The sequence below is a fragment of the Clostridium sp. cel8 genome, assembly GCF_014050525.1.
Classification (GTDB): domain Bacteria; phylum Bacillota; class Clostridia; order Clostridiales; family Clostridiaceae; genus Clostridium_B.
The window spans coordinates 26,582-48,630 of the sequence record NZ_JACGAG010000001.1; the positions used below are offsets into that span (position 1 = coordinate 26,582).

Sequence of the window (22,049 nt, forward strand, 5' to 3'; positions counted from 1 at the left end):
GCTAGAATGCCAAGGAAACCTAAGAGTCCTTGTTCTTATCCTGGCTGTCCTAAGCTTACTGATGATAGGTACTGTGAAAAACATAAGCGGTTAACAAATAAAAACTATAACAAGTACCAAAGAGATCCTATGTCTAACAAAAGATACGGCAGGGCTTGGAAACGAATCAGAGATAGATATGTAAAGGAGCATCCCCTATGCGAAGAGTGTAAGAAACACGGAAAGCTTACTCCTGTGGAGGAAGTGCATCACATCGTACCACTGTCCAAAGGTGGTGGCAATGAGTTTAGCAATCTTATGAGCTTATGCAAGTCTTGTCACTCAAGCATCACAGCTAAAAGTGGTGACAGGTGGGGGTAGTAAATCTCTAAAACTTTCATAAGCGGACAGCGGCGTGGGGCATCGTGTAAAAAAATGCAGTTTCAAAGGGGGTAATAGGGCAAGTGGAAAGTGAGGTGTTTTAATATATGGCCAAGGACGGCACTAATAGAGGTGGTGCTCGCATAGGAGCAGGAGCCAAAAAGAAAGCATTAGCAGAAAAAATAGCAGAAGGAAATCCTGGTGGAAGACCTCTTACAGTTATGGAATTTCAGAACACCGCAGACTTAAAAGGTGAAGAAATGCCAGAGCCAAACAAGATGCTAGAGGCAGTCCAAAAAGATGGAAAGACTTTAGTTGCTGGAGAAGTCTATAAAGATACATGGAAATGGCTACATGAAAGAGGTTGTTCCTCCCTAGTCTCACCTCAGCTTTTAGAAAGATATGCTATGAGTGTTGCAAGATGGATTCAATGCGAAGAGGCAATCACTGAATATGGCTTTTTAGCAAAACATCCTACTACAGGAAATGCTATTCAAAGTCCATATGTTGCAATGGGACAAAATTATATGACTCAAACAAATAGACTGTGGTTTGAGATATTTCAAATCGTAAAAGAAAACTCTCTATCAGAATACACAGGAAACAATCCTCAAGATAATGTAATGGAAAGGCTGCTTACTGCCCGCAAAGGAAAATAAATAATTGGAGGTAGAAATGAAAAGACAATTAACAGCTGAAAGTGTGTGTATCGGTCATCCAGATAAGCTATGCGATTTAATCGCTGATAATATTTTAGATGCTGCTTTTAGAAAAGATAAAGCTTCTAGAGTAGCTTGTGAAGTTATGGCGACCAAAGGAAAAATTATCGTGGCGGGCGAAATCACCTGTAGCGAGAAACTAGATATCAGATACATTGTTAGGCAAACTCTAAGGGAAATTGGATACAATCCACTTAAATTTTTAATATATGTGTATGTACAAAAACAAAGTCCCGATATAAAGGCTGGAGTTGATAATGCTATAGAAATGCGAAATGGCACAGATGACCCTTATAACTTAATCGGTGCTGGTGATCAAGGAACTATGTATGGCTATGCTACAAATGAAACTAGAGAAATGCTCCCCCTCCCTCTTGTTTTATCCCATAGAATAACTAAAAGGTTAGATAAAGCAAGAAAAGATAAATTAATAAAAGGGATATTTCCAGATGGTAAGGCACAGGTTACTGTAGAATATGATGGTGATAAACCAGTAAGAGTTAAAACTATAGTTATATCTATTCACCATCATAAAGATAAATCCTATGATGAATTAAAAAGAGAGATTTTAACCTTTGTCCTACTGCCTGCTTTTGAAGTTTTTCCTTTTGATGAGGATACTGAAATTCTTATCAATCCTTCTGGTAGATTTGTTATTGGTGGACCAAGTGCTGATACAGGTTTAACAGGTAGAAAACTTATGGTTGATACTTACGGTGGTCTTGCCTCCCACGGTGGTGGTGCTCTATGTGGCAAAGACCCGACCAAGGTAGATAGAAGTGGTGCTTATATGGCTAGATATATAGCAAAACATATTGTATGGAGCGATTTTGCAGATAAATGCGAGGTCGCTCTTTCTTATGCCATTGGAAAAGCAAATCCAGTGGCTTTTTCTATTAATACTTTTGGAACAGGTAAAGTATCAGATGAAGTATTAACCCTTGCTGCAAAAGAGGTCTTTAATTTAAAACCTGCAGCAATTATTGAAAACCTAAGGCTTAGAGATATCCATTATTCTGACACAGCTACTTATGGTCACTTTAATTCCTCTCTCCTTCCTTGGGAAGATGTAAATAGATATGACGAGTTTAAAAAGGCGGTGAAAAAATATGAAGATAGAAAAGATTAAAATTGAAAAGCTTAATCCTGCCGAGTACAACCCAAGGAAGGATTTAAAACCTGGAGACCCCGAGTATGAAAAGTTGAAAAACTCTATTCTTACCTTTGGATATGTTGAGCCAGTTCTTTGGAATAAAAGAACTGGCAATATTATAGGTGGCCATCAAAGATATAAAGTTCTAGTAGAGCTTGGCGAAAAAGAAATTGATTGTGTCGTTGTAGATATGGATAATGAAAATGAAAAGGCATTAAATATTGCTCTTAATAAAGTCAGTGGTGATTGGGATAAAGATAAACTAATGCTTTTAATCGAAGATTTGCAAGGAGTAGACTTTGATGTCTCCCTTACTGGTTTTGACCCTGCTGAACTTGATGATCTATTTAAAGATTCTCTAAAGGACAATATTAAAGAAGATGATTTTGATGTTGAAGAAGAACTTAAAAAACCAGCCATTTCACAGTTAGGAGATTTGTGGCTGCTTGGCGAACACAGACTTATCTGTGGCGATAGTACTAACCCTAAAACCTATGAAGATTTAATGGATGGAAAGTTGGCTAATTTAACGATTACTGACCCTCCCTATAATGTAAATTATGAAGGTACTGCTGGAAAAATTAAAAATGACAATATGGGAAACCAGGCCTTCTACGACTTCCTCCTTGCTTCCTTTCAAGGAATGGAAACTGTTATGGCTAAGGACGCATCCATTTATGTATTCCATGCAGATACTGAAGGCTTAAACTTTAGAAAGGCATTCTCTGATGCGGGCTTTTATCTTTCAGGTACTTGTATATGGAAAAAGCAATCCTTAGTTTTAGGTCGCTCCCCTTACCAATGGCAACATGAACCAGTTCTCTTTGGCTGGAAAAAGAAAGGCAAGCATAACTGGTACTCTGACAGAAAACAGACCACTATTTGGGAATTTGAAAAGCCTAAAAAGAACAAGGATCATCCAACAATGAAACCTGTGGCACTTGTAGCTTATCCTATTTTAAACTCAAGCTTAACTAACTGTATTGTCCTTGACCCCTTTGGCGGTTCGGGAAGCACATTAATTGCCTGTGAGCAAACAGATAGAATTTGCCATATGATTGAGCTTGATGAAAAATACACGGATGTTATTGTGAAGCGTTATATTGAACAAGTCGGTTCTGATCAAGATGTTTATTTAATTAGAAACGGTAAAAAGACTAAATATGCAAATATCTCAAAGGATTAGTATTATATGAGGCTACTGTTTTCCCTGTATCATCTTTAATAGTTACTTAGAAATAAACCATAAGAATATCTGAAATATAACTTGCATAATACATGCTTTTGAGTGATGTATAGACGTACTACATTACTTGGAGGTGTTAAATATGGATAGAAAAGAAAAAGTTAAAATTCTGGGAAAACATCTAGGAATAAAGCCTAAATATCTAGGAGTTCCAAGCTTTGCTTATGAAATTGGAGATTTTACCATTACAAGGGACGGCACAATAATTAATAAGGCAGGTGATGAAATGGAACTTGATGAAATACTAAATTCTTCAGAAGAAACCACGGAGACTGAATTTGATTCTATTGAAATATCGTTCCCCATGGAAGGTCACGATGAAAGAACTATTAAAAACCTTCTAAACATGATTTATAGCAAACAGTCACTTATTAAAAAGGTTTTTGACTACTCTGAAAACATAGTAGAAAAAGAATTAATTGATGAAATCTCTACTCTTGAATCCTTGAGTGAGATACTAACAACCATCAACAAGGAAAATTGTAAAGGCATTGATTTTAACGATGAAAAACTAACCTTCAATTTCATAAAGGGAGATATTCAAACTTCATCAGAATTTCTAAGCCTATTAATTAAAAAAGCTAAAGAGCTACAATATACTTCTTCAAAGCCAATTGAAACAGACAATGATAAATATACTTTTAGAACATGGCTTATAAGACTTGGAATGATTGGTCCAGAATACAAAGCCCACAGAAAGACACTCCTTTCAAGTCTTACTGGAAGCTCTGCATTTAGAAATGGGCTACCAGCCAATAAGGAGGTCAAATAACCATGAAAGAAATACACATAGAAATATTAGAAAAACTTAAAAAGGAGTTTCCTAGTGGCACAAGAGTTGCTCTTGTAAAAATGGATGACCCCTACTCTACATTAAAAGCTGGTGATAAAGGAACAGTTACGGGAGTTGATGATATTGGTACAATTCATGTTAACTGGGATAAAGGAAGTTCTCTTGGCATAGCTTTTGGCGAAGATATCTGCAGAAAAATTACAGAATAAAACAGGCTTAAACCCTTGATAATACTGTGTTTATTCTGAAAATAGTACTTGCTATTTATCCCCTTCTGAGTGATATATGTATGTAACAAAAAACACACTGAAAGGGGATAAACCATGCTTAGAAGAAACTTTGGAATTGAAATTGAGCTTACAGGAATCACTAGGGAAAAGGCGGCACGAACCATAGCTACACATTTAGAAGGTATTATGCAAAAACAAGGCCGTAACTACAAAGTAGTAGAGCCTAGCGGTAGAATTTGGGAAGTTGTTTATGACGGAAGCATAAAGTGTCAAAGGAAAATAAATGGACAAAAAGCTTCAGCAGGCAGTGAATATAGCGTAGAAATAGTTAGCCCAATCTTAACCTATGAAAGAGACATTAAAAGCCTTCAAGAAATGGTTAGGAAAATTAGGATAGCTGGAGGTTTTACTAACAAAACTACAGGGATACATATCCACCTTGATGGTGAGGAACATACGCCAAGAAGCCTTAGAAACTTCCTAAACATTATATACTCAAGAAATGACCTGCTCTACACTAGCCTTGAGATAGAAAGAGAAAGAATGAGATATTGCAAGAAAATAGATAAGAGCTTAGTTCAAAAAATGAATAAGAAAAAACCAACAACCTTTAAAGGAATCGAGGATATTTGGTACGAAGGCTACTATCAAAGCAGGGATAGACATTATCACGACAGCAGGTACCACTTCCTAAACCTTCACAGCTTTTTTAACGGAGTAGGAACAGTTGAACTTAGGGGTTTTAATGGAACACTCCACGCTGGGAAAATAAGAACCTACATTCTTTTAAGCTTAGCCATGAATGAACAGGCCTTAACGCAGAAGTTTGCCAGTAGCAAAAAGCCACAGTTTGAAAACCCAAAATTCGCAATGAGAACCTGGCTTAACAGAATCGGCTTTATTGGTGAAGAATTTAAAAACCCAAGAGAGCACCTATGCAAACACTTAGAAGGTTCTGCAGCTTGGAGGTTTCGAGAATCCGCCTAGATAGGCGGTTACTTAAAGCCACGAGGGGTAAATCCCCTCTTAAGCTGGTAGAAGGGTATGAAAGTACCTACTTCAAATAAAAAGCCAACACAGGCGAAACTGTGGCAAGAGAAAGGAAGATTTAGAATGGATAAAAAACTTTATGTAGCTTACGGTTCGAATTTAAACCTACCCCAAATGGCAAACAGATGCCCAACTGCAAAACTTGTAGGAGCTAGTGAACTTAAGGGTTTCAAACTTTTATTTAGAGGTGGTCACGGTAGTGCAGTTGCTACTGTTGAACCTTCTAAAGATAGTAAAGTCCCAGTACTTATCTGGGAAATCACTGCAACCGATGAAAAAGCCCTTGATAGATATGAAGGTTATCCTTTCCTCTATAGGAAGGAAAATGTCAAAGTAAAGCTAAATGGAAGAAATGTAAAAGCAATGGCCTATATTATGAATGAAGGCAAACCTTTAGGTCAGCCTAGTATGTATTATTATTCAGTTATCTATGATGGGTATAAGGCACAAAACTTTGATATAGGAACACTTCGTACCGCTTTAGAAGATTCTGTAGAAAGGGCTGGAACTACCAATGACCGAGAAGATTAAGGAGCAAATATTATCAATTAGAGATAGCGGAGTTACCAATATGTTTGATATTAATAGAGTTCAATATGAAGCTAATGAACGAAAGTTTTATGAACTAGTTATTTTCCTAGAAGATCATAAAGCTGAATATGTACACTTTATAATGACTGGAGAGTTTAAGAGATAATACTTACTCTATTTCAAAATTGGAAAACTTTTTTTTAAGGACTATTCAAATCGATAGTCCTTTTTATTTTAGAAAGGAGGCGGCTCTAATTAGAAAACTAAAAAATTATAAGCCAACTAAATTCATGGCCAAAGATTCAGTCTATGATGAAGATGCCGCTGATTATGCTGTATCTTTTATTCAAGCACTTACCCACACTAAAGGTAGATGGGCAGGGAAACAGTTTGAACTAATAGACTGGCAAGAGCAAATTATAAGAGACATATTTGGAACTATAAAACCTAATGGTTACCGCCAATTTAATACAGCCTATGTTGAGATTCCAAAGAAGATGGGAAAATCAGAACTTGCTGCAGCTATTGCTCTCCTTCTTACCTGTGGTGATGGCGAAGAACGGGCTGAAGTTTATGGCTGTGCTGCAGACAGAAATCAAGCTTCTATTGTTTTTAATGTTGCAGCCGATATGGTTAGAATGTGTCCTCCCTTAGCTAAAAGGGTTAAAATTTTAGATTCCATGAAAAGATTAATCTATCAGCCGACAGGAAGTGTATATCAAGTCCTCTCTGCTGATGTGAAAAATAAACATGGCTTTAATACCCATGGAGTTGTATTCGATGAACTTCATACTCAACCTAATAGAAAGCTTTATGATGTTATGACTAAAGGAAGTGGTGATGCTAGAACCCAGCCACTTTATTTTCTTATTACCACTGCTGGAGATAATCAAAATAGCATCTGCTGGGAAGTTCATCAAAAAGCTGTTGATTTACTTGAAGGAAGAAAAACTGACCCTACTTTCTACCCTGTTATTTATGGTGCAGATATGGATGATGATTGGACAGACCCAGAGGTTTGGAAGAAAGCGAATCCTTCACTTGGAATAACAGTTACTATGGATAAGGTTAAAGCAGCTTTTGAATCAGCTAGGCAAAATCCTGCTGAAGAAAATAGCTTTAGGCAATTGAGACTAAATCAATGGGTAAAACAAGCTGTCCGTTGGATGCCTATGGATAAATGGGATGCCTGTTCTTTTAAGGTAGATCCAGAAGATTTAAAAGGCAGGATTTGCTATGGCGGACTTGACCTTTCTTCTTCTACAGATATAACTGCCTTTGTCCTAGTCTTTCCTCCAGAGGATGAAGATGATAAATATGCTATTCTCCCCTACTTCTGGATACCTGAAGAAAATATTGAGCTTAGGGTCCGAAGAGACCATGTAAATTATGATTTATGGGAAAGGCAAGGTTTTATAAAAACTACTGAAGGTAATGTTGTTCATTATGGTTTTATAGAAAATTTTATAGAAGAATTAGGAATGGAATATAACATCAGAGAAATAGCCTTTGATAGGTGGGGAGCAATTCAGATGACACAAAACCTTGAAGGTATGGGCTTTACTGTTGTTCCTTTTGGGCAGGGCTTTAAAGATATGAGTCCTCCAACCAAGGAATTAATGAAGCTCACCCTAGAAGAAAAGCTCGCACATGGTGGTCACCCTGTACTTCGTTGGATGATGGATAATATCTTTGTTAGAACAGATCCTGCTGGAAATATTAAACCAGATAAAGAAAAGTCCAGTGAGAAAATTGATGGTGCAGTTGCAACTATAATGGCACTTGATAGAGCTTTGAGAAATGATGGTGTAAGTACGGGTAGTGTATATGATGAAAGAGGAATATTGGTCTTTTAATATCGTGAATCATTTGGTATACTTATTGTTGGTTACGAATTAAGTTGATATACGACTTAATACAAAAGTAAATATAAACGGAGGACAAATCAATGGGTATTTTTAGCATTTTTGTAATAAACACAATTCATTATCAACCAAACAAGAAATAAGTGGTTATAATGAATTGATAAATGAAAATTCATTATAACCGTGACAGAGAGGGTTATAATGAATAGAGAGAGGGTTATAATGAATAGAGAGAGGGTTATAATGAATAGAATAAATATAAAATATAGTCAAAATTTTATTACTTCGAAGAGAAATATAAATAAAATCTTGAAAAATATAAATTTAAACGAAGAAGATAACGTATTTGAAATAGGCTCGGGCAAAGGCCATACTACATTAGAATTGGCTAAAATATGTAACCATGTAACTGCAATTGAAATTGACCCTGACTTGTGTCTAGCAACTCAACAGAAATTAGTACATCAAAGGAACTTTCAAATAGTTAACCAGGATATACTAAAATTTAAATTTCCTAAAAATATAAGATATAAAATATACGGTAATATTCCTTACAACATTAGTACAGATATAATACGAAAAATTGTATTTGAAAGTACAGCTGTTGAAAGTTATTTAATCGTGGAATACGGATTTGCTAAAAGGTTATTGGATATAAAGCGAGCATTAGCATTACTTTTGATGACAGAAGTGGATATTTCAATATTAAGAATGGTCCCGAGAGAATATTTTCATCCCCAACCTAAAGTTAATAGCTCATTGATTTTATTAAAAAGGCTTACATCAAAAATATCATACAAGGATAGAAAAATGTATGAAAATTTTGTTAAGAAATGGGTTAACAAAGAATATCGAAAACTATTTACAAAAAATCAATTTAATAAAGCCTTAAAGCATGCAAAAGTAGTTGATTTAAACAATATTAGCTTTGAACAATTCCTATCTATTTTCAATAGCTATAAACTGTTTAATAACCAAAACAATATTAAGGATTATTGACGTATAGTGCATATTGCACGTCTCAACCTTATTTAAAAGCATCTCTACACGAGGTGCTTTTTTCATGCCCAATTTTAGGAGGTGATCACATTAGTATATTTTCAAGATTCTTTAAATCAAGGGCTGAACCAAAGAATAGCTTATTTGGATCTACTTACAGTTTCTTCTTTGGCTCAACTAGTAGTGGGAAAACGGTTAATGAAAGAACAGCCATGCAAACCACAGCTGTATATGCCTGTGTGAGAATACTAGCTGAAACAATAGCTTCTCTCCCACTGCACACTTATATGAATACTGAAAGTGGAAAGGAAAAAGCAAGGGATCATCCTATATATCACCTTCTATCAGATTCGCCTAACCCTGAGATGACTTCATTCGTGTTTAGAGAAACACTTATGGGTCATCTTTTATTATGGGGAAATTCCTACTCTCAGATAATAAGAAATGGGCATGGAAAAGTAGTGGCTCTATATCCCCTGCTTCCAGACAAGATGAAGGTAGGAAGAAGTGAAAATGGAGAAATTTATTATCTCTATACTAGCGAAGGGAAGGAATATTTACTAAGAAATACAGAGGTCCTTCACATACCAGGCCTTGGCTTTGATGGTCTCATTGGATACTCCCCCATTGCCATGGCTAAAAATGCAATTGGTATGGCTCTAGCAACAGAAGAATACGGAGCTAAGTTCTTCTCAAACGGTGCAAATCCTGGTGGTGTTCTAGAACATCCTGGTGTTGTAAAAGATCCTCATAGAATTAGGGATAGCTGGAATCAAGTGTATCAAGGAACATCAAATGCTCATAGAGTTGCCGTTCTTGAAGAAGGTATGAAGTTCTCTCCCATCGGCATACCACCAGAACAGGCACAGTTTTTAGAAACAAGGAAATATCAAACTGAGGAAATTTGTCGAATATTTAGAGTCCCTCCCCATTTAGTTGGTGATTTAGAAAGAGCTACTTTTTCAAATATTGAACATCAATCTATAAGCTTTGTAGTTCATACTATAAGACCTTGGCTTGTTAGAATAGAGCAATCTATTAATAAAGCCTTGTTTTCTGAGGAAGAAAGGCACAAGTACTTTGTTAGTTTCTTAGTTGAAGGCCTTCTTCGTGGTGACTATGAATCAAGAATGAGAGGTTATTCTATCGGCATTCAAAATGGATTTATGTCTCCTAACGATGTAAGGAGTTTAGAAAACATGAACCCTATACCCTCTGATGAAGGTGGAAACACATACATGGTCAATGGCAATATGCTAAAGCTTAAAGATGTTGGTGCTTATGCGAATAAAAACACTGGAGGTGATGAAAATAAAGAAGTTTTGGAACTGGATAAAGAATGATGATGAAAGGACTTTATTTTTAAATGGTGTGATATCTGATGAAACTTGGTATGGAGATGAAATCACACCTAAACTATTTAAAGATGAGTTAAATAGTGAATCTGGAGATATTGTTGTTTGGATTAATTCCCCTGGTGGCGACTGCATTGCTGCTAGTCAAATCTACAATATGTTAATGGATTATAAAGGCAACGTCACAGTTAAGATTGATGGAATTGCAGCTAGTGCGGCATCCGTTATTGCTATGGCTGGTACTGAAGTACAAATTTCACCTACAGGTCTAATGATGATCCATAATCCGCTGACTATTGCCTTTGGCGATGCAAGTGAAATGGAAAAAGCAAAAGCAATGCTATCAGAAGTTAAAGAAAGCATCATTAATGCTTATGAGTTAAAAACTAGCATACCAAGGAATGAACTCTCTCATCTTATGGATGAGGAAACCTGGTTCAATGCTAGAAAGGCTGTGGATTTAGGGTTTGCAGACAAAATAATGTTTGCACAAGGTGATGAAGACAAAAACCTTGAAGGATTAGCTTTCAGTAATATGGTAGCTGTCAATTCTATATTAAGTAAACTACCCAAAAAGGAAAAGCCACTTGCTGGCACTTCCTATAAAGAACTAAGTACAAGATTAAATCTAATTAAATAAATGGAGGTATATTCAATGAATAAAATATTAGAATTAAGAGAAAAAAGAGCGAAGCTTTGGGAAAGTGCCAAAGCTTTTTTAGATGCAAGAAGAGATGACAAAGGACTTGTTTCAGCTGAAGATACTGCTACCTATGAAAGAATGGAACAAGATGTAGTTGATTTAGGTAAAGAGATAGACAGGTTAGAAAAACAAGCCGTTCTCGATTTAGAACTATCAAAGCCTACTTCCACTCCCCTCTCTAATAAACCTAACAATGGTATGGGGAAAATAAAAGAAGGTCGTGCATCTGATGAGTATAAGAAAGCCTTCTGGAATGCTATGAGAATGAAAAACCCAAGCACTCAGATTTATAACTCCCTTTCCATCGGTGAAGATTCAGAAGGTAGTTACCTAGCACCAGATGAGTTTGAAAATACCCTTATAACAACACTTGAAGAAGAGAACGTCTTTAGGAAGTTAGCAAAGATTATAAAGACTTCAAGTGGTGATAGAAAGATCCCAGTAGTAGTAACAAAAGGAACTGCAGCTTGGCTTGATGAAGGCGAAGAATTTGAAGAAAGTGATTCTGTATTTGGTCAAACTTCCATCGGAGCTTATAAGCTTGGAACTATGATTAAAGTATCTGATGAGCTTTTAAATGACAGTATATTTAACATTGAAAGCTATATAGCTACTGAGTTTGCTAGAAGAATAGGTGCTAAGGAAGAAGAAGCATTCTTAATTGGCGATGGTGAAGGAAAACCTACTGGAATATTTAACGCTACAGGTGGTGCTGAACTTGGAATAACAGCTGGCTCTGCTACTGCAATCACAGCGGATGAGATTATTGATTTAGTATATTCTCTTAAAGCTCCTTATAGAAAAAATGCGTCTTTTATCATGAATGATGCAACTATAAAGGCTATTCGTAAATTAAAGGATGGCCAAGGTCAGTATTTATGGCAGCCATCACTTACAGCAGGAACACCAGATACTTTGCTTAATCGTCCAGTATATACATCTGCTTATGCTCCTATTCTTGAGGCTGGTGCTAAGACCATCGCCTTTGGTGATTTTGGATACTACTGGATTGCTGACAGACAAGGTCGCTCTTTCAAAAGACTAAATGAGCTTTTTGCAACTAGCGGTCAAGTAGGTTTCTTAGGTAGCCAAAGAGTGGACGGAAAACTTATCCTTCCAGAAGCAATTAAAGTCCTACAGCAAAAAGCTTAATGAGGGGTGTAAATAGATGAGTTATAATACTAAAAATTATACGGAACAAGGCGGAGAGAAAACCGTTATAGGCGGTACATTGGAAATTAAGGATGAGGCCACAGTAGTTGGCCTCTCTCTTATTGAAAATCAATCTGAAAGCACTGCTAGTACAATAGAAGATTTGGTCACAGATTTTAATACTCTGCTTTCTAAGTTAAAAACTGCAGGGCTAATGGTAGATGATACTCCATAAAGAAAGGATGGTGGCGGCTAATGACACTAATTGAAAAGGTTAAAGCAAATCTAATACTTGAACACGATAAAGATGATGAGCTTTTGGAAATGTATATTGAAGCCGCTATATCCTATGCTGAGAGCTATCAACACTTAAAAGAAGGATACTACAATGAAAATGTAATGTCTCCAGTCACTGAGCAAGCTGTTATTATGCTGTCCTCTCACTTTTATGAAAGCCGTGATGGTAGTACAGGGGGTTTCTTTGCTGATACCGCTATTGCAGGTCAGCAAGCAAGAGAAACGATTAATAATCTTTTACGCCTTGATAAGGATTGGAAGGTGTAGGTTATGGGACTTGGAAAAATCAATACTTTTATAGATATTATTCTTGTTGAAAGAATTAAAGATGATGAAGGATTTAGTAAGGTTAATGATAATATCCTAGCCACCATAAGAGCTTATAAAGAAGAAAGGCATGCTAGTGAAAAATGGGCAAACAGAGCCTTGTTTTCAGAAGCTAGTGCCCTTTTTAGGTTTCGTAAAATCCCAGATGTGGATATTACATCAAAGATGGTGATTGACTGTAGTGGTGACCGTTATGAAATTATAAGTGTAGAGGACATAAAAAACCGTGGAATGTATGTTGAAGTTCTAGCAAAAAAGGTGGTGGTATCAGATGGCTAAAGTGTCTATGAGAATGCCTGAAGATTTTCTATTGAAGATTTCAAAACTTGGTGATAAAACGGATGAAATTATCCCTAAGGTACTTGAGTCTGGTGGTGAAGTTGTCCTCGAACACGTAAAATATAATCTTAAGTCCTCCATTGGAAAAGGAACAAAAGTCAAGAGTCGCTCTACTGGAGAACTTGTATCCTCCCTTGGTCTCTCCCCTGCACTATTGGATAGAAATGGAAAGCATAATGTAAAGGTAGGTTTTAAAGAGCCAAGAAAAGATGGCGATAGTAATGCTAAAATTGCAAATATCCTTGAGTATGGAAAATCTAATCAACCAGCAAAGCCATTTTTGAAGCCTGCTAGAAGAACTTCGAGAAAACCTTGTATTGATGCTATGAGGGAAAGATTTGATCGGGAGGTAAAAAACATATGAGTATTCTAAGTGAAATAAATACTCTCTCAAGTATATGTGACATTCCTATAGAAACTGGAGTTTTTTCAGATAACCCTCCCGATATCTATCTTGTTGCAACTCCTCTTGTAGATTTATTTGAGGTTTATGCAGATAATCTTCCAGAGTATGAAATACAAGAAGTAAGACTTTCCTTATTTTCTAAAGGAAATTATATAAAGATTAAAAACACACTAACCCGTACCCTTTTAGGTGCGGGTTTTACAATAACTGATATGAGATATTTAGGGCATGAGGATGATACTGGATATCACCACTATGCTCTAGATGTAGCAAAATCTTATAAATTTAAGTTGGATAAGGAGGATTAACATATGGCAACAATCGGTCTTGATAGGCTTTATTATGCAAAAATAACAGAAGATACAAACGGTGATGAAACCTATGATACCCCTATTCCTTTAGCAAAAGCAATTAGTGCGGAGCTTTCAGTTGAACTTGCAGAAGCAACCCTTTATGCAGATGACGGAGCAGCTGAAATCATTAAGGAATTTCAAAAAGGTACACTCTCTCTTGGAATCGATGATATTGGTGTAGAAGCTGCCAGTGATTTAACAGGGGCAACAATTGATGAAAACAAAGTATTAATCTCAACAAGTGAAGATGGGGGCGATCCTGTAGCAATAGGTTTTAGGGCTAAAAAAGCAAACGGAAAATATCGTTACTTTTGGCTATACCGTGTGAAGTTTGGAATCCCAGCTACGAACCTTGCTACTAAAGGAGATAGTATTACTTTCTCAACACCTACCATTGAAGGAACTGTCATTCGTAGAAATAAAATTGACGGTCAAGGAAAGCATCCATGGAAGGCTGAAGTTAGTGAGGGTGATGAGGGTGTGTCCTCTGAAATAATAACTGGCTGGTATAACGAAGTTTATGAACCTCTCTTCACTGCTAATGGAACAGAGGAATAAGGAGGAATATTATGGACAAAGAGCGTAGTAGCCTGATAACTATAGGTGGCAAAGAATATCGCCTTATTTTAACTACAAAAGCGACAAAGGAAATAGCAAAGCGTTATGGCGGTCTAGAAAATCTTGGTGAAAAGTTAATGAAGGCAGAAAACTTTGAGATGGCCCTAGAAGAAATTGTCTGGCTTATTGCACTTTTGGCTAATCAAAGCATTTTAATTAATAACAGACTTAATGGAGAAAAGGAAGAACTATTAACCGAAGATGATGTTGAACTTCTAACCTCTCCTCATGAGTTGGCAACATATAAAGATGCAATTATGGAAGCTATGTTTAAAGGAACTAAAAGACATATAGAATCAGAGGACGAAAACTCAAAAAACGAGCAAGTCGAGTAAGCGATGAAGAATTGTTTGCTCGACTTATTTATTATGGAGTAACTCAGCTTCATAGACCAGAGCCAGATGTTTGGCTTATGGCAATAGGGGAGCTTTTGGATCAATGGGAAATTCACAAGCAATTTACTGGAATGGCAAAACCTAAAAGAGAAGTTTCTATTGATGAGATTATTCCTATGGGGATTTAGGATGTCAGAAGATAAAATCAGTACTTAAGTACTAGTGACCTTATCTTTATATAAAGGAAACTTGACAAGATAATAGGAATATGTTATTCTGTATGTAAAGGAAACTTGTCGACACAAAAGGAGGGATAGTTGCTTGGAAAATAAAGTAGAAGTGTTACGTAAAGACAAGGGCTTAAGTCAAGAAGAGTTTGCCAAAGAAATTCGGGTTTCAAGACAAACAGTAAGTTCCATTGAGACGGGAAAGTATAATCCCTCATTAGAACTAGCATTTATCATCTCAAATTACTTTGGGAAAAAGATAGAAGAAATTTTTATTTATGAAGGAGGTAATAAGAATGAAGAGAAATAACTTTATAATTGGATTAGTATTTTTGTTAGTTGGAATGGCGTGTTTGTCTGTTGTAGTACTATTTGAGACTAAATTAAATAGCATTTTGAGTGGATTTGCTGGAGGAGGAATATGTAGTGGTATAGTCATACTGTGGAAATATTACCATTGGACAAAACCAGAAAATAAAAGTAAATATAAAGAAAAGATGGAAAGTGAAAATATTGAATTATACGATGAAAGAAAGGAGATGTTAAGGAATAAAGCTGGTAGATACGCCTATCTTTTAGGATTAGTTGTATTAGCCTTATCTATTACTATATTTTCTATTCTAGGTAGTTTAGAAATTATAAATGATACTCGTTTGATTGTTTTATATCTTGGCGGACTATTATTATTCCAATATGTTACAGGAGTTATTATTTATAAAAGGCTTAGCAAAAAGTACTAAGAACTACACTAGATTTTATAGTTATGCATCACATTAAAAATAAATACTAACTTAGGAGCAATCAAAGGGTTGCTCCTTTTTCATGCCCATTTTTAAGGAGGTGGTAACTTGGCTGATAACTTTGGTTTAAAGATTGGTATTGAGGGCGAAAGGGAATTTAAGAATGCCCTTAGAGAAATCAATCAAAGCTTTAGGGTCCTTGGTTCTGAAATGAAGCTTGTGTCCTCTGAGTTTGATAAAAATGATAAGTCGATTCAATCTATTACTGCTAGGAACAATCAACTTAATAAAGAAATAGATGCACAAAAGGAAAAGGTATCTACTCTTGAAAAGGCACTAGCCAATGCTGCCACTTCCTTTGGCGAAAATGATAGAAGGACTCTTGCTTGGCAGATACAACTTAATAATGCTAATGCTGAACTTAATAATATGGAACGTGAATTAAAAGAATCTCAAGAAGAAGTAAAAAGGCTCAATAGAGAAAAGCTTGATAAACTTGTAGGTGGCTTAAAACAGGCTGGAGAGATTGCTGGTAAAACCCTAGTTGCAGGACTAAAAGCGGCTGCAGCAGCTATGGCTGCAATAGGTGCAGGTGCTGTAGCTACAGGCAAATGGATAAAGGACTCTTTGAATGTTTACGCTGACTATGAAGATTCCATGAAACAAGTGCAAGCAACTATGGGACTTACTGGCGTGGAAGGCGAAGAGGCATTTAAAAAACTTTCAGAGGCAGCTAAAGAGGCTGGTGCTAGTACAAGATTTTCTGCTTCCGAATCGGCTGATGCCTTAAACTACCTAGCCCTCGCTGGTTATGATGCTGAACAGGCCATTGATGCACTTCCAGGAGTTTTAACCCTAGCAGCTGCAGGTGGCATGGATTTAGCCAAAGCATCAGATCTTGTTACTGACTCTATGGCAGCCTTAGGACTTGAGATTTCAGATATGGATTCCTATATGGACATGATGGCTAGGACTTCTCAAAAGTCTAATACCGATGTTCAGCAACTTGGGGAAGGTATCTTAGTGGCTGGGGCCACCATGAAAAATGCAGGACAAGAACTTGATACATTAAATGTCATGCTTGGTGTTCTTGCAAACCGTGGTATCAAGGGCTCAGAAGGTGGAACAAAACTTAGAAATGTTATAATGTCACTTACTTCTCCGACTTCTGCTGCAGCAAAAGAGCTAGATTCTTTAGGGATTAGTGTGACAGACTCATCGGGTAATATTCGTGAAATGAATGAAATCTTTGAAGACCTAAATGAAAAACTTGGTGGTCTATCCGAATCAGATAAAATGAATGCACTGAGTAACATCTTTAACAAACAAGACCTTGCAGCAGTTAACGCACTTTTATCTGGTACTGGCGATGAGATGAATAACCTCTATAACGAACTTGCCAATGCTGAAGGTGCAGCTGTGCAAATGTCTGAAACCATGGAAAGCGGACTTGCAGGTTCTGTTCGAAGTTTAAAGTCAGCTTATGAAGGGTTACAAATAACAATTGGTGAGCAGTTTTCAGATATGGCTGGTGAGGTTGTTGGGGATGTGACTTCCCTTGTAAGAGATGTAACAGCAATTTTAAATGATGGTTTTCAGGAAGGTGATATTACCGCCATTGGCGAGAGAATATCATCTTTTTTAATGGATGGAATTAAAAGAATTAGTGAATACCTCCCTGAAGTTATTGAAATGGTCTCCATCATGCTAACTGAACTTGTGAATGTATTGGTAGCTTTACTGCCTACTCTCTTACCTCCACTTTTAGAAGGGGCTATTGCACTTCTAACAGGTATTATTGATGCCATAGTAGGCAATATTGAACCTTTAATTGAAATGGTGGTTTATTTGGTAACTACAGTAGCGGAATTTATTATTGAGAACTTACCTCTACTTATTGAGGCAGCTATACAAATAGTTGTAGCCCTTGCTCTAGGAATTGCAGATGCCTTGCCAGAATTAATTCCATCAATTGTTGAGGCTATAATTTTAATAGTTGATACCTTATTAAATAATATGGATCAGATACTTAACGCAGCTTTGCAAATAATCATGGGACTGGCTAAGGGATTAGTTGATGCTCTGCCAAGATTAATAGAAGCACTACCAAAAATAATTAGTGGGATAATTAATTTTATTACTAACAATCTGCCTCTTATTATTGATATGGGAATTAAGATTATACTTCAGCTTGCCATTGGATTAATAAAAGCAATACCACAGCTTGTAGCAGCAATCCCTCAAATTATAACAGCTATTATTACTGGCATTGGAAAAGCAGCAATTTCAATAGTTCAAGTAGGTAAAAATATAGTAACTGGTTTATGGAATGGTATCTCCTCAATGGTATCTTGGATTAAGGATAAGATTAGTGGTTTCGTAGGTGGAATTGTAAGTGGTGTTAAAGGAGTTCTTGGTATTAAATCACCTTCTACTGTCTTTGCAGGTATTGGTGATAATATGGCCATTGGTCTTGGTGAAGGTTTTGATAAGGCCATGAACAAGGTTTCAGATGATATTGAAGGAGCAATACCTAGGGATTTTGATGTGGATTCGAATGTAAATGTAAATGGAACTGGTGGACTTGCTCCATCCATGAATACTGGACCACTTGTTACAGTTCAGCAAATGATTGTAAGAAGTGAAGATGATATTAGAAAGGTTTCACAAGAATTATATAATCTAATGCAAACAGGCTCTAGAGCTCAAGGAAGATTTATCACAGTATAAGGAGGTTGATGTATGGGCTTTATGTATAATGGTATTCATTCTAAAAACATGAAAGTAAAAGCGAGACTTACAAGCTGGCAAGCATCTCCTCCCCTTAGAAATTCCTATGAGATTGTTCCTGGTAAAGTGGGTATTGCTGATTTTGGATGTGACAGCTCTGAAAGGTATATTAAGGTCTCTTGCAATATTTATCCTCAAAGAACTTTTGAAAACCTAGTAAAAGTACTAGATGATATATCTGCATGGTTAAATCCTATGGAAGGGCTAAAACAATTAGTTCTAGATGATGTGCCTGATAGATTCTTTTTAGCAAGATTAAATACGGAAATAGATTGTGAAAGAATATTAAGTAGTGCAGGCTCCTTTGAACTAACATTTATTTGCCCAGACCCTAATGGCTATGCAATAACAGATGAGCAATTTGCTCTTTCTACAACAGGCTCTCATGAATTAGTGCGAAATATAGGAAATATTAATTCTTACCCTATTTATCAGCTAAAAGGAAATATTGATAGTTCATCATCGTCTTTTGTGACAATCACTACAAATGGTGAAGAATTAAAGCTTATAGGAAGACTAGCTTCAAATGAAATTTTAGTCATAGATAGTTTATTGCTGACTGCAAAAGTTACTGATTTAAACGGCAATACACTAAGAAATGGATTGCCTATTTTAGATGAACTTAATTTCCCTATTCTAAATAAAGGAAGTAATGAAATTATAATAAACACCAATAATGCAACTTTTTCAGAATTAAACATTTTAGCAAATAGCTGTTGGAGGTGATGACTTTGGCTATAAAATCAGTATTGACTTCACAAGTAGACTTTACAGGAGAATTTCCTGTTAGTAATAAAACTGTGGCTCTTTGGAGATTCAACGAAACTGCACCAGATAGTAATAATATGATTGCAGATGCCTCTGGATTTAACAGAGACTTTTATGTGTCAGCTTGGTCAGGAACATCTGCATCTTTTCCTGCAAGTAGACTAGGCAGGTTTTTTAGGCAAAACATCATTAATCCAACAAGTGAAAAAACTCATTTAATAGCTACCAATGATGGTGGCTTTTTTACTGATTTAGGAGAAAAAATAGTTGTAGGTGGTTGGATAAACCCTACCACTTATTCCATTGGTCAGACCTTTATCCCCATTTTTAATACTAGACAGGGTCCTGGTCAGCCAATCTTTTATGTATCTTTATATCAAGGGCGACCACGATTGATGCTATATAATGCTTCGGGAACACTGATTTATGATCAATCAGAAACACCTCCCATCACTCTAAAGAACAACGGTTGGTACTTCTTTGCTTCCATTATCGAAGTAAATAATAAACAAGTACAAAACTTACTTTGTGATCGTAGTGATGGGGCTGTTTGGCAATCTCCAATTAGGAGCTTTACTGGTGAATTAAATAAATCTTGCACCGCAGATATTGTAATGGGGATGCATGCAAATACTTATTATTACGCTGGTGGTTTTGATGATTGGTTTTATGAAAAAGATTCTGACTTAAATATGGATGATCTTATTTTTTATTTTAAATCTTCACTGCTTGCTAATGGTGGAGATAGTTCCTCAGATGTAGATGCTATCAAAGAACCAGGAGCTGTTTTATTAAAAGAAACTGATGGCTCTTATCCTTCAAGTGGAAATTTATATACAACAGCGGCTCTTTGTAATCTTTCTGGAACTGGCAGGGTTTCTGTAACAAGTGAATATACTGCAGGAATAACTTCTATAAGTTTAGTTGAAACTTCTACTTCAGATGATTTGGATAGCTGGACTGCATGGCAGACCATTGGTTCAAGTGGTGAGTTGCAATCACCAAATAAAGCTTATATTCGTTACAGGATCACATTAACAACACAGGATTCAAGTAAGACTCCTAAACTTTTAGAAATACAGCTTCATGATATCCCAAGACCACCTTATGAAAAATTAGGTTTTGCAAGGCCAGTAGTATTAAATTCTGATGGAGCATGGGAATCGGTACTTGATAATGCTTTTGATATTTTAGTTACAAGTGAAGTAAACGGTGCTGATATTTTAGAATTTAAACTTCCCTTCCATGACCCTAAAAGGGAAACATTAGATAATGAAAAGCAAGTTCAAATTGTAAATGATGTCTATCGTATAAGGACTATAAAAGATGAAAAGAGTTCTGATGGCAAAGTAGTAACTATCGTTTATGCAGAAGCTGCCTTTTATGATTTATCATTTAGTACAGAAAAAGAAGCAAGAGACTTTATTGCTGAAACTCCTGATGCTCCTATGAATTATGCCTTACTTGGAACAGGTTGGTCAGTAGGAAATGTCACGGTAACTACAAAGAGAACTTGGCAATCTACAGAAAAGAATGCTTTATCTATCCTTAGGGCTACTCAAAATATTCATGGTGGTGATTTAATTTTTGATAGTGCTAATCGCCTCGTCCACCTTTTGACCTTTGGTGGGACTGATAGCGGAGCACTATTTTCATATAAAAAGAATATGAAAAGTATAGAGCGAGTCGTAGATACAAGAAGCCTTATTACTAGGCTTTATGTGTATGGGAAAGATGGGATGACCTTTGCATCAATCAATGGAAATAAGGAGTATGTAGAAGATTTTTCTTATTCATCTGAAGTAAGGGTAGGAACTCTGGATGCCTCCTCCTTTACTAACCCCTATCAGATGCTTGAGTTTGCCAATATGCGTCTAGGTCAGTATGCTAAGCCTAGAATTTCCTATGTCCTATCAGCTATGGACTTATCCGTTCTAACTGGTTATGAGCATGAGGCTTGGAATTTAGGAGATATTGTAACAGTTCATGATAAGGAATTAAATCTCTATGTAAAGACTAGGGTTATTCGTAGGCAATATAATCTACAAGAGCCATGGAAAACAATACTGGAGCTATCCACAAAGCTTAGGGAACTTGGTGATTCCTCAGCCCAGTGGGATAAGGCAGCTGATGTTTTATCTTCTACTGATGTACTTGATAGGCAAGAAGTCAAAGACCTAGTACCCTTTAACCATTTAAGAAATTCAAGAGCAGATGATGGTATGAGTTACTGGCTTAATTCAGGCTTTACTGTTGATCCTAATAATGGAGTGTCGGGAGATGCTTCATTTATGGCTGAGGGAGTTCTAGGTATGACAAAGAGTTTATCTCAGACTGTTTATCCTGCAAATAGAAGAAGTTATACAATATCTGCTCAAGTAGCATCAGAGAATCTTCAAAAAGGTACGAATGGTCAAGTAGGAATTGAAGTCCTTATTGAATATGAAGATGGAACAACTGAAACTAGACTTATTGAACTATTTTAGGAAGGAGCATTGTAATGGTGTTTTTTAATCAGACAGCCCATAATATTTCATCTAGTAAAAGAATTAAATCTCTGACTATCCGATTATTTGTTTCTGATTGTACTGGGGCTGTTTATTTTACAGATTTGTTTTTACAAGGCGGCTCCATTGCTACTGGTTGGGCTGGTCATGTTTCAGAAATCAAATGGACACTTGACGGGTAGGTGA

Annotated in this window: 29 protein-coding genes; all 29 read left to right on the forward strand. The window is 36.3% G+C overall.

Annotated features, from left to right (window positions below):
* Positions 1-6 precede the first annotated feature (6 nt).
* Positions 7-360 carry an HNH endonuclease signature motif containing protein gene (locus H2684_RS00115; protein ID WP_182087364.1) on the forward strand — a complete coding sequence of 118 codons (354 nt, stop codon included), beginning with the start codon at positions 7-9 and terminating at the stop codon, positions 358-360.
* A gap of 107 nt (positions 361-467) precedes the next feature.
* Positions 468-1,019: a P27 family phage terminase small subunit gene (locus H2684_RS00120; RefSeq protein ID WP_126812561.1), complete on the forward strand. Its 552-nt coding sequence runs from the start codon at positions 468-470 to the stop codon at positions 1,017-1,019.
* Positions 1,020-1,035: 16 nt separating this feature from the next.
* Positions 1,036-2,208 carry a methionine adenosyltransferase gene (metK, locus tag H2684_RS00125; protein ID WP_126812559.1) on the forward strand — a complete coding sequence of 391 codons (1,173 nt, stop codon included), beginning with the start codon at positions 1,036-1,038 and terminating at the stop codon, positions 2,206-2,208.
* Positions 2,189-3,418: a site-specific DNA-methyltransferase gene (locus H2684_RS00130; protein ID WP_182087365.1), complete on the forward strand. Its 1,230-nt coding sequence runs from the start codon at positions 2,189-2,191 to the stop codon at positions 3,416-3,418. Before metK ends, H2684_RS00130 begins: the two co-directional genes overlap by 20 nt.
* Positions 3,419-3,560: 142 nt before the next feature.
* Positions 3,561-4,250 (forward strand): virulence-related protein, encoded by a 690-nt coding sequence (locus H2684_RS00135; protein WP_182087366.1) that lies wholly within the window; start codon positions 3,561-3,563, stop codon positions 4,248-4,250.
* 2 nt (positions 4,251-4,252) lie between these two features.
* Positions 4,253-4,480: a DUF4314 domain-containing protein gene (locus tag H2684_RS00140; RefSeq protein ID WP_182087367.1), complete on the forward strand. Its 228-nt coding sequence runs from the start codon at positions 4,253-4,255 to the stop codon at positions 4,478-4,480.
* 114 nt (positions 4,481-4,594) lie between these two features.
* Positions 4,595-5,488, forward strand: coding sequence for an amidoligase family protein (locus H2684_RS00145; protein WP_182087368.1), 894 nt, complete (start codon positions 4,595-4,597; stop codon positions 5,486-5,488).
* Positions 5,489-5,614: 126 nt separating this feature from the next.
* A complete protein-coding gene (locus H2684_RS00150) occupies positions 5,615-6,082 on the forward strand; it encodes a gamma-glutamylcyclotransferase family protein (protein WP_182087706.1) in 468 nt (155 codons plus the stop codon).
* Positions 6,066-6,248 (forward strand): DUF5049 domain-containing protein, encoded by a 183-nt coding sequence (locus H2684_RS00155; RefSeq protein ID WP_182087369.1) that lies wholly within the window; start codon positions 6,066-6,068, stop codon positions 6,246-6,248. Before H2684_RS00150 ends, H2684_RS00155 begins: the two co-directional genes overlap by 17 nt.
* A gap of 88 nt (positions 6,249-6,336) precedes the next feature.
* Positions 6,337-7,938 carry a terminase TerL endonuclease subunit gene (locus tag H2684_RS00160; RefSeq protein WP_347707502.1) on the forward strand — a complete coding sequence of 534 codons (1,602 nt, stop codon included), beginning with the start codon at positions 6,337-6,339 and terminating at the stop codon, positions 7,936-7,938.
* A 92-nt stretch (positions 7,939-8,030) separates the two neighbouring features.
* On the forward strand, positions 8,031-8,090 hold the full coding sequence (gene ermCL, locus H2684_RS00165) for a 23S rRNA methylase leader peptide ErmCL (protein ID WP_182087708.1): 60 nt from the start codon (positions 8,031-8,033) through the stop codon (positions 8,088-8,090).
* Between the two features lie 100 nt (positions 8,091-8,190).
* Complete coding sequence (gene erm / locus H2684_RS00170) at positions 8,191-8,946, forward strand: 23S ribosomal RNA methyltransferase Erm (RefSeq protein ID WP_126812549.1); 756 nt, start codon at positions 8,191-8,193, stop codon at positions 8,944-8,946.
* Between the two features lie 89 nt (positions 8,947-9,035).
* Complete coding sequence (locus H2684_RS00175; protein WP_182087709.1) at positions 9,036-10,289, forward strand: phage portal protein; 1,254 nt, start codon at positions 9,036-9,038, stop codon at positions 10,287-10,289.
* Positions 10,252-10,941, forward strand: coding sequence for a head maturation protease, ClpP-related (locus H2684_RS00180; protein WP_182087710.1), 690 nt, complete (start codon positions 10,252-10,254; stop codon positions 10,939-10,941). The genes H2684_RS00175 and H2684_RS00180 overlap by 38 nt, the downstream gene beginning before the upstream one ends.
* A gap of 15 nt (positions 10,942-10,956) precedes the next feature.
* Complete coding sequence (locus H2684_RS00185) at positions 10,957-12,156, forward strand: phage major capsid protein (RefSeq protein ID WP_182087711.1); 1,200 nt, start codon at positions 10,957-10,959, stop codon at positions 12,154-12,156.
* Positions 12,157-12,172: 16 nt separating this feature from the next.
* A complete protein-coding gene (locus H2684_RS00190) occupies positions 12,173-12,391 on the forward strand; it encodes a Head fiber protein (protein ID WP_182087370.1) in 219 nt (72 codons plus the stop codon).
* Positions 12,392-12,411: 20 nt separating this feature from the next.
* On the forward strand, positions 12,412-12,720 hold the full coding sequence (locus H2684_RS00195) for a head-tail connector protein (protein WP_182087371.1): 309 nt from the start codon (positions 12,412-12,414) through the stop codon (positions 12,718-12,720).
* Positions 12,721-12,723: 3 nt separating this feature from the next.
* A complete protein-coding gene (locus H2684_RS00200) occupies positions 12,724-13,059 on the forward strand; it encodes a head-tail adaptor protein (RefSeq protein ID WP_182087372.1) in 336 nt (111 codons plus the stop codon).
* Positions 13,052-13,483: an HK97 gp10 family phage protein gene (locus tag H2684_RS00205; protein ID WP_182087373.1), complete on the forward strand. Its 432-nt coding sequence runs from the start codon at positions 13,052-13,054 to the stop codon at positions 13,481-13,483. Before H2684_RS00200 ends, H2684_RS00205 begins: the two co-directional genes overlap by 8 nt.
* The gene (locus H2684_RS00210; RefSeq protein WP_182087374.1) at positions 13,480-13,833 is read left to right on the forward strand and encodes a hypothetical protein; all 354 of its coding nucleotides are present in this window, start codon (positions 13,480-13,482) and stop codon (positions 13,831-13,833) included. The genes H2684_RS00205 and H2684_RS00210 overlap by 4 nt, the downstream gene beginning before the upstream one ends.
* A gap of 3 nt (positions 13,834-13,836) precedes the next feature.
* Positions 13,837-14,436, forward strand: coding sequence for a major tail protein (locus H2684_RS00215; RefSeq protein ID WP_182087375.1), 600 nt, complete (start codon positions 13,837-13,839; stop codon positions 14,434-14,436).
* An 11-nt stretch (positions 14,437-14,447) separates the two neighbouring features.
* Complete coding sequence (locus H2684_RS00220; RefSeq protein ID WP_126812531.1) at positions 14,448-14,831, forward strand: hypothetical protein; 384 nt, start codon at positions 14,448-14,450, stop codon at positions 14,829-14,831.
* An 11-nt stretch (positions 14,832-14,842) separates the two neighbouring features.
* Complete coding sequence (locus tag H2684_RS00225) at positions 14,843-15,019, forward strand: hypothetical protein (protein ID WP_182087376.1); 177 nt, start codon at positions 14,843-14,845, stop codon at positions 15,017-15,019.
* A 133-nt stretch (positions 15,020-15,152) separates the two neighbouring features.
* Entirely contained in the window at positions 15,153-15,368 is a 216-nt protein-coding gene (locus tag H2684_RS00230) for a helix-turn-helix transcriptional regulator (protein WP_182087377.1), read from the forward strand.
* Complete coding sequence (locus tag H2684_RS00235) at positions 15,355-15,798, forward strand: hypothetical protein (RefSeq protein WP_182087378.1); 444 nt, start codon at positions 15,355-15,357, stop codon at positions 15,796-15,798. Before H2684_RS00230 ends, H2684_RS00235 begins: the two co-directional genes overlap by 14 nt.
* Positions 15,799-16,017: 219 nt before the next feature.
* Positions 16,018-18,528: a phage tail tape measure protein gene (locus H2684_RS00240; protein ID WP_182087379.1), complete on the forward strand. Its 2,511-nt coding sequence runs from the start codon at positions 16,018-16,020 to the stop codon at positions 18,526-18,528.
* 12 nt (positions 18,529-18,540) lie between these two features.
* Positions 18,541-19,314: a distal tail protein Dit gene (locus H2684_RS00245; protein WP_182087380.1), complete on the forward strand. Its 774-nt coding sequence runs from the start codon at positions 18,541-18,543 to the stop codon at positions 19,312-19,314.
* A gap of 5 nt (positions 19,315-19,319) precedes the next feature.
* The gene (locus tag H2684_RS00250; protein ID WP_182087712.1) at positions 19,320-21,842 is read left to right on the forward strand and encodes a phage tail protein; all 2,523 of its coding nucleotides are present in this window, start codon (positions 19,320-19,322) and stop codon (positions 21,840-21,842) included.
* Positions 21,843-21,856: 14 nt separating this feature from the next.
* On the forward strand, positions 21,857-22,045 hold the full coding sequence (locus tag H2684_RS12265; protein WP_243159233.1) for a hypothetical protein: 189 nt from the start codon (positions 21,857-21,859) through the stop codon (positions 22,043-22,045).
* Positions 22,046-22,049: the final 4 nt, after the last annotated feature.